This is a genomic window from Paraburkholderia fungorum, from assembly GCF_046026025.1.
Taxonomy (GTDB): domain Bacteria; phylum Pseudomonadota; class Gammaproteobacteria; order Burkholderiales; family Burkholderiaceae; genus Paraburkholderia; species Paraburkholderia fungorum_E.
Genome location: NZ_JAQQFL010000001.1, coordinates 154,346 through 167,972, shown reverse-complemented (window position 1 = coordinate 167,972; position 13,627 = coordinate 154,346). Strand labels below are relative to the sequence as shown.

14 protein-coding genes and 1 riboswitch are annotated in these 13,627 nt (G+C 63.2%); of the genes, 9 read left to right on the top strand and 5 right to left on the bottom strand.

Features of this window, described 5'->3' with window-relative positions:
* Positions 1–74: 74 nt before the first annotated feature.
* Positions 75–788, top strand: a complete 714-nt coding sequence (locus tag PQR67_RS00770) for an MIP/aquaporin family protein (RefSeq protein ID WP_408453104.1) — start codon at positions 75–77, stop codon at positions 786–788.
* Positions 789–1,011: 223 nt separating this feature from the next.
* Positions 1,012–1,698 carry an HAD family hydrolase gene (locus tag PQR67_RS00765; RefSeq protein ID WP_408453101.1) on the top strand — a complete coding sequence of 229 codons (687 nt, stop codon included), beginning with the start codon at positions 1,012–1,014 and terminating at the stop codon, positions 1,696–1,698.
* A gap of 125 nt (positions 1,699–1,823) precedes the next feature.
* Here the strand turns inward: PQR67_RS00765 and ribB are convergent, their stop codons facing one another.
* From ribB to PQR67_RS00745, 4 genes are all read right to left on the bottom strand, one after another.
* Positions 1,824–2,543, bottom strand: a complete 720-nt coding sequence (gene ribB / locus PQR67_RS00760) for a 3,4-dihydroxy-2-butanone-4-phosphate synthase (RefSeq protein ID WP_408453098.1) — start codon at positions 2,541–2,543, stop codon at positions 1,824–1,826.
* A 146-nt stretch (positions 2,544–2,689) separates the two neighbouring features.
* A riboswitch (FMN riboswitch) is annotated at positions 2,690–2,917 on the bottom strand.
* A 146-nt stretch (positions 2,918–3,063) separates the two neighbouring features.
* Positions 3,064–3,753: a helix-turn-helix domain-containing protein gene (locus PQR67_RS00755; RefSeq protein WP_408453095.1), complete on the bottom strand. Its 690-nt coding sequence runs from the start codon at positions 3,751–3,753 to the stop codon at positions 3,064–3,066.
* 194 nt (positions 3,754–3,947) lie between these two features.
* The gene (locus PQR67_RS00750; RefSeq protein WP_408453092.1) at positions 3,948–5,114 is read right to left on the bottom strand and encodes an MFS transporter; all 1,167 of its coding nucleotides are present in this window, start codon (positions 5,112–5,114) and stop codon (positions 3,948–3,950) included.
* Positions 5,115–5,163: 49 nt separating this feature from the next.
* On the bottom strand, positions 5,164–5,547 hold the full coding sequence (locus PQR67_RS00745) for a VOC family protein (RefSeq protein ID WP_408453089.1): 384 nt from the start codon (positions 5,545–5,547) through the stop codon (positions 5,164–5,166).
* A 116-nt stretch (positions 5,548–5,663) separates the two neighbouring features.
* On the opposite strand from PQR67_RS00745, the gene PQR67_RS00740 reads away from it, so the two are divergent.
* The 5 genes from PQR67_RS00740 (at position 5,664) to PQR67_RS00720 (ending at position 10,588) form a co-directional block, all read left to right on the top strand.
* Positions 5,664–6,647: a LysR family transcriptional regulator gene (locus PQR67_RS00740; protein ID WP_408453086.1), complete on the top strand. Its 984-nt coding sequence runs from the start codon at positions 5,664–5,666 to the stop codon at positions 6,645–6,647.
* A 194-nt stretch (positions 6,648–6,841) separates the two neighbouring features.
* Positions 6,842–8,215 (top strand): tRNA (N6-isopentenyl adenosine(37)-C2)-methylthiotransferase MiaB, encoded by a 1,374-nt coding sequence (gene miaB / locus PQR67_RS00735; RefSeq protein WP_408453083.1) that lies wholly within the window; start codon positions 6,842–6,844, stop codon positions 8,213–8,215.
* A gap of 46 nt (positions 8,216–8,261) precedes the next feature.
* A complete protein-coding gene (locus PQR67_RS00730) occupies positions 8,262–9,335 on the top strand; it encodes a PhoH family protein (RefSeq protein WP_408453080.1) in 1,074 nt (357 codons plus the stop codon).
* An 83-nt stretch (positions 9,336–9,418) separates the two neighbouring features.
* Positions 9,419–9,880, top strand: a complete 462-nt coding sequence (ybeY, locus tag PQR67_RS00725) for an rRNA maturation RNase YbeY (protein ID WP_054034485.1) — start codon at positions 9,419–9,421, stop codon at positions 9,878–9,880.
* A gap of 27 nt (positions 9,881–9,907) precedes the next feature.
* A complete protein-coding gene (locus PQR67_RS00720) occupies positions 9,908–10,588 on the top strand; it encodes a gamma-glutamylcyclotransferase (protein ID WP_408453077.1) in 681 nt (226 codons plus the stop codon).
* A gap of 57 nt (positions 10,589–10,645) precedes the next feature.
* Here PQR67_RS00720 and PQR67_RS00715 read toward each other — a convergent pair whose 3' ends face one another.
* Positions 10,646–10,798: a hypothetical protein gene (locus PQR67_RS00715; RefSeq protein WP_408453827.1), complete on the bottom strand. Its 153-nt coding sequence runs from the start codon at positions 10,796–10,798 to the stop codon at positions 10,646–10,648.
* Between PQR67_RS00715 and PQR67_RS00710 the strand changes: the two genes are divergently transcribed.
* Together PQR67_RS00710 and lnt are read left to right on the top strand one after the other, a co-directional pair.
* A complete protein-coding gene (locus tag PQR67_RS00710; protein ID WP_408453074.1) occupies positions 10,797–11,690 on the top strand; it encodes a CorC family transporter in 894 nt (297 codons plus the stop codon). The genes PQR67_RS00715 and PQR67_RS00710 overlap by 2 nt on opposite strands.
* A gap of 81 nt (positions 11,691–11,771) precedes the next feature.
* A complete protein-coding gene (gene lnt / locus PQR67_RS00705; protein WP_408453071.1) occupies positions 11,772–13,490 on the top strand; it encodes an apolipoprotein N-acyltransferase in 1,719 nt (572 codons plus the stop codon).
* The last annotated feature ends 137 nt before the right edge of the window (positions 13,491–13,627 follow it).

Sequence of the window (13,627 nt, the reverse complement as noted above, 5' to 3'; positions counted from 1 at the left end):
ACACATACGTTCTCGACATAACGAAGCCGCTTATCCCGCGGCTTCCCTAACAACTATATTTCGGATAACCAACGATGTCTCCTTACATTGCAGAATTCATTGGCACCGCGCTGCTGGTGCTGCTCGGTAACGGCGCGGTCGCCAACGTGCTGCTTGCCCGCACCAAAGGCAAGGGCGCGGATCTGATCGTGATTGTGATGGGCTGGGCGATGGCCGTGTTCATCGCCGTGTATGTCACGGCGTCGTATAGCGGTGCACATCTGAATCCTGTCGTGACAGTCAGCCTCGCACTGGCCGGCAAATTCGCGTGGGCCAAGGTGCCGGGCTACATCGCCGCGCAGATGCTCGGCGGCATGGCCGGCGCCCTGCTCGTGTGGATCGCGTATCGTCAACACTTTGCGAAAGAAGGCGATGCCGACGTGAAGCTCGGCGTGTTCTGCACCTCGCCCGCCATTCGCAGCGTGCCGCATAACCTGCTCACCGAAATGATCGCGACTTTCGTACTGATTCTCGGCGTGCTGTATCTGGCTTCGCCGCAAGTCGGCCTCGGCGCGCTCGACGCACTGCCGGTCGGCCTGCTCGTACTCGGCATCGGCATTTCGCTCGGTGGCCCGACCGGTTATGCGATGAGCCCGGCGCGCGACCTGTCGCCGCGTCTGATGCACGCGCTGCTACCGATTCCCGGCAAGCGCGATAGCGACTGGCGTTACTCGTGGATTCCGGTGTGCGGTCCGCTGCTGGGCGGCGCGCTGGCAACGGGGCTGTATCTGTACCTGCACGCGCATTGATCCTGCGGCGTCCGATCTTGTGCCGTCCATAAAACTCGCATAGCTGCATGGACCGGGCGGCGCAGCAAACGCCCTGAACGCACGCTCAAGGCGCAATCAAGCGCCGGCGGAAAGCGATGGCGCCGCGCACGCGGCGCCAAAGCACGTATCATGATGCTTTCAATCTCCGCGCATGAGCTTGCAACTGCCTCGCTCGCGTGCCTCTCGCTTCCCGTCTTAAAGCATGATCGACCACCTTATCTGTGACTGCGACGGCGTACTCGTCGACAGCGAAATCATCGCTGACCACGTGATGCTCGAAACGCTGTCCGCCACCTTCCCCGGCCTCGATTTCGAGCCGATCGTCAAAACAGCGTTCGGCCAGCAGACCTCGCGCTTTCTCGAAGGTATCGAGAAGTCGTTCGACATCACACTGCCGCCCGATTTCTTCAATACGATCGAACACAACGTCGAGCTCGCCCTCGCCGCGTCGCTCAGCCCGATCAACGGGGTGCGCGACGCATTGCAGCGCGTGACGCTGCCGGCCGCGGTGGTGTCGAACAGCCGCCTCGCTCGCGTCAATGCGTCGGTGCGCCGTGCCGGCTTGCAGCAAATTTTCGGCGAGCGGATTTTCAGCGCCGAACAGGTCGCGCGGCCAAAGCCGTTTCCGGATGTCTATCTGTTCGCGGCGCAAGCGTTAGGCGTCGAGCCTTCGCGATGCGTGGTCGTCGAAGACAGCGTGGCCGGGTTGAATGCGGCGCGTGCCGCGGGCATGAAAACGATTGCCTTCGTGGGCGCGAGCCATATCCCCGACGGCTATGCGGATGCGCTGCGCAAGATGGGCATGACGCGCATCATGAAGCATATGGATGAGCTGCCCGCGCTGGTTGAAGCCGGCGTGCGCGGCGAGTTTGGCGACGTGCAGTCTTAACGGGCTTAACGAGCTTAACGGGCGCGGGCGCGGCCAGAAAAAAGCCGGCTGCAATGGCCGGCTTCAAACCCCAAACTGCAGACTAACCCCACGTCTTTCCGAGCGTGGGGCTATTTTCTCAAACATCAAACCTCGTCGGCCACGCATTCGCGCGCCGTCGCGAGGGCCTGGCGGAATTCCACCAACTCGGCAATCGTCAGCATCGGCAGATTGTGTTGCGCCGCGAAGCGCTCCACGTCCGCGCCGCGCGTCATCGTGCCGTCCGCGTTCATCAGTTCGCACAGCACGCCGGCCGGCTTCAGACCGGCGAGAATCGCCAGGTCGACCGTGCCTTCCGTGTGGCCGCGACGCGCGAGCACGCCGCCCGGCTGCGCACGCAGCGGGAACACGTGGCCTGGGCGCACGATATCGGCGGGCTTCGCCGTATCGTTGATGGCCGCGCGAATTGTCGTCACGCGATCGAGTGCGGATACGCCGGTGGTCACACCATTGCGGGCTTCGATCGAAACCGTGAACGCCGTGCCATGACGGCTTTCGTTATTGACGGCCATGGGCGGCAGTTCGAGCGCGCGGATTTTGTCGTCGGGCAGACACAGGCAGACGATGCCGCTGCATTCGCGGATCAGCAAGGCCATGGTTTCGACGGACAGACGCTCGGCGGAGACGATCAGATCGGCTTCGTTCTCACGGTCGTGATCGTCTTGCAAAACGACGGCACGGCCATCGCGCATGGCTTGCAGCGCGGCTGCGATACGCGGCGGAACGGGCTCGGTGGCGAGCAGCGGGAGGTCAAGTGATGCGCTATCCGCAATCACCGTCGGAGCAGGAAAAGTAGCAAAGGACATAGTTGAAACGCTCATCGCAAAAGTTGGGCGAAAAACGTTTCAGGGCATTGCAAACAGACAAAGACGCGCCGTTGAACGCCGCGCAAAGCGACGCTCGCGCCCCGCTCCAACTGCTAGCGGCGCCACGGAAACGAACATGACTATCTGCACATCTTCTTCCATCCGGACTCTAACCGTCGGCTCTGGCTTCTCACCAGATCTGCTGACCCCATGTCGACCAGAGTTAGTGCAAAGCACTTACCCCCGTCCCATGCAACGTAGTTGCACAGATCCAAACACATTGACGACACGGGCGCTCGCGGGCTCACCGGCTCACGCTTTCGCGCTGCCGGCATACCGCCGGTGGGGAATTTCACCCCGCCCTGAAGACGCACTGATTGCCGGATCAACCGGCTGGCAAAGAATACAACAGTCGCGCAAGACCTGCAGCGCAACCCCTACTGATTAGACGGACATCTCTGCTTTACAACCGGCCTTCACAGCCGATCCTGGCAGACCGCCCGCCTGAAAATCGTATTCGTCAGACCGGTGCGGCCTGCCGCGGCAAATCGTGCGGCGCCGGCACATCCCAGCGCGGCGGCGTTTCCGCCTTCAGCGTCACGCGAAACGCGCGCGCTTCGGTGTCGCCGGGATTGCGCAGGCTGTGCGGCTGGTCGGCGTCGAACACGATCGCGTCGCCCGTTGCCAGCAATTGGCGCTGATCGTGCACGCTGACTTCCAGCGTGCCTTCGCTCACCACCAGATTCACGGTGGTGCCCGGCGCGCGGCGCGTGCCGGTCTCGGTATGCAAGGGCGCGATGCGCAACTCGTGAAACTCAGCGGCGGTCGGCTCGGCATCCGGATACAGCGGCCGGGCCGAGTAGCGCCCATTCGAACTGACGACGCGTGACGAACGCTCCGCCGGCAAATGTTCGAAGCCGTTGGTCGCATGGCGCCGCAAAAATGCCGCCACCGATACCTTCAATGCCGACGCCACCTTGCACAGCACCTTGATCGACGGCACGCTGCGCGCCGACTCGATCTGCGCGAGCATCGCTCGCGAGACGCCGGAAGCACGGGCGAGCGCATCAAGCGAAAGTTGGCGCTCGGCGCGCAAGCGGGCGAGGTTCACGCCGACCAGATGTTCAAGAGCATCGAAAGGTTCAGCAGCACGCGGCGACGCATTGGTGTCAGCCGTGGGATCGCGAACCAGCGCAAGCGGGGAATGCATGATTGCCTCCAGAAGCGCCGCCGGACGGCGGGCAAGCGGTTAGTGGAAGCAAGATAGCATCGCGACCCGCCACGCCCAACGAAGTTATCTTCACACTGTTATCAGCATTGCGGAGGACGATTCTCGCAAAGCTTGTGCGAATTTTTCATATGGGCGTGGTCGGGCGCGGAAGCGCTCAAGCGCGCCCCGCACACTCACGCCCGCTGCGCGACGGCCGCCGCCGGCGCATCCATCCGCGCCGCGAACCACGTGAGCATCAACGCCGCCACACTGACCGCCGCGGCGACCCACGGCAGGGTATCGAGCGCATAACCGTGATTGATTACCAGACCGCCTAACCACGCGCCGCCCGCATTGCCAACGTTGAACGCACCGATGTTCAGCGTCGAAGCCAGATTGGGCGCCGCGGCGGCCTTCGCGACCACCCGCATCTGCAACGGCGGCACCGTGGCGAACGCCGCAATGCCCCACACGAAAATGGTAATCGCCGCGGCCACCTGCGAATGACTGGTGCGCGCGAAAATCGCCATCACAATCGCGAGCGTCACCAGGATGCCCATCAGCGAAGGCATCAGCGCACGGTCCGCGAGTTTGCCGCCCACCGTATTGCCGATAGTCAGGCCAACGCCGAACAGCACCAGAATCAGCGTCACGCCACGCGGCGAGAAACCGCTGACCTGCTCGAGAATCGGCGCGATATAGGTGAACACGACGAACACGCCGCCGAAGCCGAGCACCGTCATTGCGAGCGCGGTCCAGACTTGCGGGTCCTTCAGCACGCGCACTTCATGGCCCAAGCCGACCGGACCGGAATCGTGACGATTCGGCACCAGCAGCGACACACCCGCCAGCGACAACACACCAAACGCGCTGACGATCCAGAACGCCGCACGCCAGCCGAATTGCTGACCGATGAAGGTCCCAAACGGCACGCCAAGCACATTCGCGAGCGTCAAACCGGTGAACATCAGCGCAATCGCGCTCGCCCGCTTTTCAGTCGGCACGAGCGAAGCCGCCACCACCGCGCCGATCCCAAAGAACGACCCATGCGCGAACGACGTCACCACGCGCGCGATCATCAGCACCGAATAACTGGACGCGATCGCGCATAGCGTATTGCCGACGATGAACACCCCCATCAGCAACTGCAACGCCAGCTTGCGCGGCATCTTGCTGGTCACCACGGCCAGCAGCGGGGCACCGACCGCGACGCCGAGCGCATAGCCGCTCACCAGCAAACCCGCCGACGGAATCGATACCGCCAGATCGCGCGCGACCTCGGGCAGCAAGCCCATGATCACGAACTCGGTCGTGCCGATCGCAAAAGCGCTGATCGCTAGCGCCAGTAATGGAATGGGCATTTTTCTACTCCAGTTTCTAAAGTTAAGCGTGTTAGCTACGACGAGCGTGTCATCGCGCGGTCACAAATTCGATGACCACGCCGGGCGCGAGCGCGACGAACAGTTGCACTTCGGCTTGCTGCGGACCCATCTGCGGTACATCGGCGAGCTGATAAGGCGTGTCTGCCGCATGCAAGCGCTGCAATAGCGCCTGCCATTCGTCGGCGCTTCCCAGCCGGAAGGCGATATGGTCGATGCGCGGCGCCGCCCTGCCCGCTACGGCGGGCACCGTCGCATCGATCAGATGAATCACCGGGCGGTCGTTGGCGTACAACCAGTAGCCATCGATCGAAAACGGCGGACGCGCGCCGTCCGTCAACCCGACGACGTCGACGAAGAACCGTTGGGCAGTGTCGAGATCAGCGGTGACGATCGTTGCGTGATCGAGTTGCATGGCGTGGGCGGCACGGAGCGCAAAGGGTTTACGAGGAGTGGATTGTGAGCCCGGTACGGCAATTTGATAATTGGCGTAGCATTTGAAGCATTTTCAAATTCTGTTGAAAGATCGCCATGGATAGCCTCGGTGACATCCGCCTGTTCGTCGAAGCAGCGCAGCAGGGCAGCCTCTCGGCCGCGGGCCGCAAGATGGGCCTGACACCGGCTGCCGCCAGCGCGCGCCTCGCCAAGCTCGAAGCCGGCCTGAAAGCACGCCTGTTCGAGCGCACCACGCGCCAGCTCAGGCTCACGGACGAAGGCCGGCTGTACCTGAACTGCTGTCGCCAGGCGCTGCAATCGCTCGACGACGCCGAGGCCGCCCTGCAAGCCGGCCAGGGCGTGGTGCGCGGCAAAGTCCGCATCTCGGCCACTTCGGACTTCGGCCGCAATCTGCTGATGCACTGGCTCGACGAGTTCAACGCGCTTTACCCGGAAGTCACGTTCGCGCTGACCCTGTCGGACTCCCTATCGAATCTGGTGCAGGAAGACATCGATCTGGCGATCCGCTTCGGCGTGCCGCAGGACAGCTCGCTGGTGGCCCGCAAGCTGGCGCCGAACCGGCGCGTGCTGTGCGCGTCGCCGGACTACATTGCGCGCAAGGGCGAGCCGAAAGACCCGCAGGATCTGGTGAATTTCGATTGCATCGTGCTCGGCACCGCGTCCGGACCCGTCAACGAATGGCGCTTTACGCGCGGCGATGAAGTGCAGAACTACACCGTACCGTTCGAGACGTCCCGGGAGACCAACGACGGCGCCGTGGCCCGTGAATGGGCGCGGCGCGGCTACGGGATCGTCATCAAGTCGATGTGGGACGTGGAAGCGGACTTGCGGGGCGACTGCCTGAAAATCCTGCTGCCCGAATGGCGCTATCCGGACGCGCCCTTGCACGCGCTCTACCACCGCAACCGTTTCATGGCGCCGCGCGTGCGCGTGCTGCTGGATTTCCTGAGCGAGCGCTTCGCGCAGGTGTCGCACGAACTGGAAGCCCTGCTGGGCCTGCCGCCTGAGCAGCCGCGGGCCATGGCCGCGGCAGAAATCGCAGCCGATGAAGGGCTATAATATTGAGCTACGTTGCGAACGTGCATCATTGAACGTGGACCGAAACTGGCCCCCAGCGGGTTAAACGGCCTTAGACGAGCTCAAGCGGGCTCAAACACCGCCCCGTGGCCCGTCCGCACACTACCCGCACGTTCGACCCCTCTATACCTTTTAAACGACGCCCCCAGGTTAACCACTGCGACCGGCGAAAATCGATGACCAAGAAAGTTTATGTAAAGACCTACGGCTGCCAGATGAACGAGTACGACTCCGACAAGATGGTCGACGTACTCGGCGCGGCTGAAGGCCTCGTCAAGACCGACACCCCGGAAGACGCGGACGTCATTCTCTTCAATACCTGCTCGGTGCGCGAAAAAGCGCAGGAGAAAGTCTTCTCCGAACTCGGCCGTGTGCGCGAGTTGAAAGAAGCGAACCCGAATCTGATCATCGGCGTGGGCGGTTGCGTGGCGAGCCAGGAAGGCGCATCGATTGTGGCGCGCGCACCGTATGTCGATCTGGTGTTCGGCCCGCAAACGCTGCACCGTCTGCCGCAAATGATCGACAAGCGCCGCGAAAGCGGCCGCGCTCAGGTCGACATCTCGTTCCCGGAAATCGAAAAATTCGATCACCTGCCGCCGGCGCGCGTCGAAGGCGCGAGCGCCTTCGTGTCGATCATGGAAGGGTGCAGCAAGTACTGCAGCTACTGCGTCGTGCCGTACACGCGCGGTGAAGAAGTGTCGCGTCCGCTGGACGATGTGCTGACCGAAATCGCCGGTCTCGCCGACCAGGGCGTGCGCGAAGTCACGCTGCTCGGCCAGAACGTGAATGCCTACCGTGCCGGCATCACGCTCGGCTCAAGCGAAATCGCCGACTTCGCCCAGTTGATCGAATATGTCGCGGATATTCCGGGCATCGAACGGATTCGCTACACCACGTCGCATCCGAAGGAATTCACGCAGCGCCTGATCGACACCTACGCCAAGGTGCCGAAACTCGTCAGCCATTTGCATCTGCCGGTGCAGCACGGCTCCGACCGCATCCTGATGGCAATGAAGCGCGGCTACACGGTGCTCGAATACAAGTCGGTGATCCGCAAATTGCGCGCGATCCGCCCGGACCTGTCTTTGTCGACCGACATGATCGTCGGCTTCCCAGGCGAGACGGAAGAAGACTTCGACAAGATGATGGCGTTGATCCACGAGATGAAGTACGACACCAGCTTCTCGTTCATCTACAGCCCGCGTCCCGGCACACCGGCCGCGAATCTGCACGACGACACGCCGCACGAGGTGAAGCTCAAGCGCTTGTACCATCTGCAGGCCACGATCGAAGAAAACGTGCAACGCATCAGCGATTCGATGGTCGGCAAGGTCGAACGGATTCTGGTCGAGCGCCCGGCGCGCAAGGACCCGAACGAACTCGCGGGCCGCACCGAAAACAACCGCGTGGTGAATTTCCCGGCGCCGATCGCGTCGCACGCACGGCTGATCGGTCAGATGGTGGACGTGAAAATCGTCCACGCGTACCCCCATTCGCTGCGTGGCGAGCTCGTGCTGGTGCACGACGACGCAGCCGCAACCACCCACTGAGCGACGCCAGCCTGCGTCACGAACCCGACAGGATCGATCCTCCGCCTTGAAGACCACTCAGCAGCATCTGGAATTCACCGCACCGCGCGACGACAACGCGCGGCTCGCCAACCTCTGCGGACCGCTCGACGAAAATCTGCGGCAGATCGAGCAGGCGCTCGACGTCACACTGCAACGCCGTGGCCACCGCATCACGATTCGCGGGCGCGGCGCGAAACTCGCGCTCACCGCGCTCGAAAGGTTCTACGACAACTCGCAGAAGCCCCTGTCGGTCGACGACATCCAGCTCGCGCTCGTTGAAGTGCGTCAGCCGGCACGCCATCGCACGAACGGCAACGGTCATGGCACGGAAACGCTGGACTCGCGATTCCCCGGCAACCCGGATCATCCGTTCGACCAACCCGCCGACACCGGCGAAGACGACCTCGAAGAACTCGGCCCGAAGCTGTACACGCGGCGCGCCGATCTGCGCGGCCGCACGCCGATGCAACGCGAGTATCTGAAGCAGATCATCTCGCACGACGTGACCTTCGGCGTCGGTCCGGCGGGTACGGGCAAGACGTATCTCGCGGTGGCCTGCGCGGTGGACGCGCTCGAACGCGATCAGGTCAAGCGCATCGTGCTGACCCGGCCGGCCGTGGAAGCGGGCGAGCGCCTCGGCTTCCTGCCGGGCGATCTGGCGCAGAAGGTCGATCCGTATCTGCGTCCGCTGTACGACGCGCTGTACGACCTGCTCGGCTTCGACAAAACCGCCAAGATGTTCGAGCGGCAGATGATCGAAATCGCACCGCTCGCGTACATGCGCGGCCGCACGCTGAATCACGCGTTCATCATCCTCGACGAAGCGCAGAACACCACGCCCGAACAGATGAAGATGTTCCTCACGCGGATCGGCTTCGGCTCGAAGGCGGTGGTCACCGGCGACACCACCCAGGTCGACTTGCCGCGCGGCGCAAAGAGCGGGCTGATCGAAGCGCAGCAGGTGCTGTCGGACGTGCGCGGCATTGCGCTCACGCGCTTCACGAGTGCGGACGTGGTGCGGCATCCGCTGGTCGCGCGAATTGTGGAGGCGTACGATGCGCATTCGCAGAAAACCGCCAATCCGGCGGATTCACGCTGATTTGCGCCACTAAATTGAGCCGCTAAATTGAGCCGAACTCCACTGGATTTGCCGCAGCAAACCAGGCAACACACTGATCACGCATGAGCCGCGCACCGAAACTGACGTTGAATCTGCAATTCCCCGCCGCCAAGACCTGGCCGGAGCACAAGGCGCTGCTGCCGCGCGCCACCGTGGCCGGCTGGATCAAGGCGGCGCTCTTCGCGGACGGCGAGTTGACCGTGCGTTTCGTCGACGCCGAAGAAGGCCGCACGCTCAACCGCACTTATCGCGGCAAAGACTATTCGACCAACGTGCTGACGTTCGCGTACGCCGAATCGGAAGACGATCCGGTAACCGGCGACCTGATCCTGTGCTGCCCCGTGGTGGAGAAAGAAGCCGCCGAACAGGGCAAACCGCTGATCGCGCACTACGCGCATCTGCTGGTGCACGGTACCCTCCACGCACAAGGCTACGACCACGAGGTCGAGGAAGAGGCCGAAGAAATGGAAGCGATCGAGACTGAAATCCTCGGCAAGCTCGGTTTCCCGGATCCTTATCAATAGCCTTTGCCATCACCGCTAAAAATTACCGTGAGCACGTCCTCCCCTGAAGCCGATCTTCGCAACACGCCCTGCCCGGACTATCCGCCCGCGCTAGGTGAATCGCGGCTACTGACGGACGAGGAACTGCGCGCGTCGCTCGAAAGTACGTTGCGCGACTGGGATCGCAAGCGCGATCTGTGGTTGTTCGGCTATGGTTCGCTGATCTGGAACCCCGGCCTGCCCACCGTCGAAGCCGCCCGTTCAAAAGTGCATGGCTATCATCGCGGACTGTATCTGTGGTCGCGCGTGAATCGTGGCACGCCCGAACAGCCGGGCCTCGTGCTCGCGCTCGATCGCGGCGGCTCATGCTCCGGCATCGCCTTCCGCCTTGCCGCCGAGGGTGCGATGCCGCATCTCGAAGCCCTGTGGCGCCGTGAAATGCCGATGGGTTCGTACCGCCCCGCGTGGCTGCCCTGCGTGCTCACCGACGGCAGGCGCGTCGATGCGCTCGCGTTCGTGATGCGCCGCGACGTGCCGACTTACACCGGCAAGCTGCGAGACGAGGTCGTCAAAGCCGTATTCGGCTGCGCTAGCGGCCGCTACGGCACGACACTCGACTATGTCAGCCGCACCGTCCACGCGCTGCGCGAAAGCGGCATGCCCGACCGCGCGCTCGAAGCGCTGCTCGAGCGCTGCCGTGAAGAAAGCCGCGAGGCCGGCCAGGAATAAAGCGAACGCGGATAACCACGCTTTTTTGGTCGAAAACGCTTTTTCTCGCGCAATCAGTTAGGATTGACCCACGCCCGGCCGCTCGCGGCCGGGCGTTTCCTTCACCGCTTCACTCATCGCCCAGCCAGGCGGGACACGGTCCTGCCATGTGCCTGGTGTATCCTTAATGCTCTGCAACAGCGCGCCCAGTCTCGCCGGGCGCACTACCATGAACGACACGTATCCCAGTCGACGCCAAACCGACAAAATGCAAGAAAAACGCTCACTCCTTGAGCGTCTGACCGACTTCATCTCGCCTGAGCCCGACTCTCGGGCGGAACTGCTGGAAATCCTGCAGGACGCTCACGAGCGCAACCTGATCGACGCCGACTCGCTGTCGATGATCGAGGGCGTATTCCAGGTGTCCGAGCTCAGCGCGCGCGACATCATGGTGCCGCGTGCTCAAATGGACGCGATCAACATCGCGGACAATCCCACCGAATTCATTCCGTACGTGCTGGAAAAAGCGCACTCGCGCTATCCGGTCTACGAGGGCAATCGCGACAACATCATCGGCGTGCTGCTCGCGAAAGACCTGCTGCGCTATTACGCCGAAGAGGAATTCGACGTGCGCGGCATGCTGCGCCCTGCCGTTTTCATCCCGGAATCCAAGCGCCTGAACGTGCTGCTGCACGACTTCCGCGTGAACCGCAATCACCTCGCGGTGGTGGTCGACGAATACGGCGGCGTGGCCGGCCTGATCACGATCGAAGACGTGCTGGAACAGATCGTCGGCGATATCGAGGACGAATACGATTTCGACGAGGAAAGCGGCAACATCATCGCCTCGCCGGACGGACGCTTCCGCGTACGCGCGCTCACCGAAATCGAGCAGTTCAACGAGTCCTTCGGCACGCATTACTCAGACGATGAAGTCGATACGATCGGCGGACTCGTCACGCATCATTTCGGACGGGTGCCGCATCGCGGCGAGAAAGTCCGGCTCGACGATCTGATCTTCGAGATTCTGCGCGGCGATGCCCGCCAGATTCACATGCTGCTGGTGCGCCGCGACCCGCTCGCCGGTCAGCGTGAGCGCGAAGCGCAGCACGTGCAGACCTGATGCGGTTCTGATCCGCTTCTGGCCCGCTTCTGACTCGCTGCTCTGTTCGCTCCCTCAACTCCTCACGCCGACCGCGCAACAATGGCCGACCCGATTACATCCCGTTCGCGCCGCGGCGTGAGTGCCCCTGCCGCCCCCGCCACCCGGGAAGCGCGCGGCCGGACACTGCCCCGCTGGCACTACCTCGTTGCGTTGGCCGCCGGTGCGGCCAATACGCTGTCGTTCGCGCCGACGCCGCACGGCGGCTGGCTCGAACTCGTCATCTTCGTGTTCTTTTTTGCGTGGCTGACGCGTACCACCAGTTGGAAAAGCGCCGCGCTGACGGGCGGCGCTTTCGGCTTCGGTAACTACGTCACCGGTGTGTGGTGGCTGTACGTCAGCATGCACGACTACGGCGGCATGGCCGCGCCGCTCGCGGGGGCGGCCGTCGCGCTGTTCTCACTGTATCTGGCCGTGTATCCGGCGCTCGCTGCCGGCATCTGGTCGTTCTGCGCAGGGCACGCGCGCAACGGCGCGTCCGGCACCGACCAGCCGTTCTCGCCGACCTGGCACGGCGCGCTGGCTTTTGCGAGCGCGTGGGCGATCGGTGAATGGTTGCGCGGCACGGTGTTCACCGGCTTTCCGTGGCTTGCGAGTGGTTATGCGCAGGTGGACGGGCCGCTCGCCGGGTTTGCGCCAGTGGCGGGCGTGTACGGCGTCGGCTGGATGCTGGCACTGGTGGCGGCGTTGATCGTACAGGCGCTGTTGCCGCTGCTGTCCTCGCGCGGGCAAGCCGATGCTGAAAACGGCGGGAATGCTGGCAATGCGGCAAAGCGTGGCATCGCGCGTATCGCGATACCGGCAGGAATCGCAGTTGTGCTGATCGCGGCCGGCCTGCTGCTGCCGCTCGTGCAATGGACCCTGCCTGCCAACGCGCCGCTGACGGTGCGCCTGCTGCAAGGCAACGTCAAACAGGAAATGAAGTTCGAAGAATCCGGCATGCGCGCCGCGATCGACCAGTATCAGCAGATGATTACGTCGAAGCCAGCCGACCTGATCGTCACGCCGGAAACCGCAATTCCGGTGCTCGCCCAGCAATTGCCGCCGCAGTTCGCGTCGGCGGTGCGCAACTTCTCCGATACGACGGGCACCGCGATCGTATTCGGCGCGATTGGCGGCACGATCACGCCGGAAGGCCAGGTGATCGACTATACGAACAGCCTGTTCGGCGTCACGCCGGGCACGCGCGACGTGTTTCGCTACGACAAACACCATCTCGTGCCGTTTGGCGAATTCGTGCCATGGGGCTTCCGCTGGTTCGTGAATCTGATGCGCATTCCGCTTGGCGATTTCGCGCGCGGCGCGCCGGTGCAGAAGCCGTTTATCGTGCATAACCAGCCGGTCTCGGTCGATATCTGCTACGAGGATATTTTCGGCGAGGAAATCGCACGAAACATCCGCGAGAGCGACACGCCAGCGGGTGTGCTGGTCAACTCGACCAATCTCGCCTGGTTCGGCGACACCATCGCGCTGGATCAGCATCTGCAGATCGCGCGCATGCGTTCACTGGAAACCGGCCGGCCGATGCTGCGCGCCACCAACACCGGCATGACCGCCGCGATCGACGCCCACGGCAAGGTGATCGGGCGCCTGATGCCCTACACGATTGGCTCGCTCGACGTGACGGTGCAAGGAACCTCGGGCAACACGCCTTATGTGACGAGCGGCAATAACACCGTGCTGGCGGTTTCGCTGTTCCTGCTGGCGTTCGGGTTTGCGTTCGGACCGGGCATTACGCGGCGGCGGAACGGCAAGCAATAAGCCTTACCCGGACTGCATACGCTGCAAGCAGTCCGGCCGCGCGTCCCCACGCGCTGGTTGAATCCCTGCGGGAACCCGATCCCATGAAAAAACGCGCGCTCCGGAATACCTGGAGCGCGCGTTTTGCAAAGAAAGTC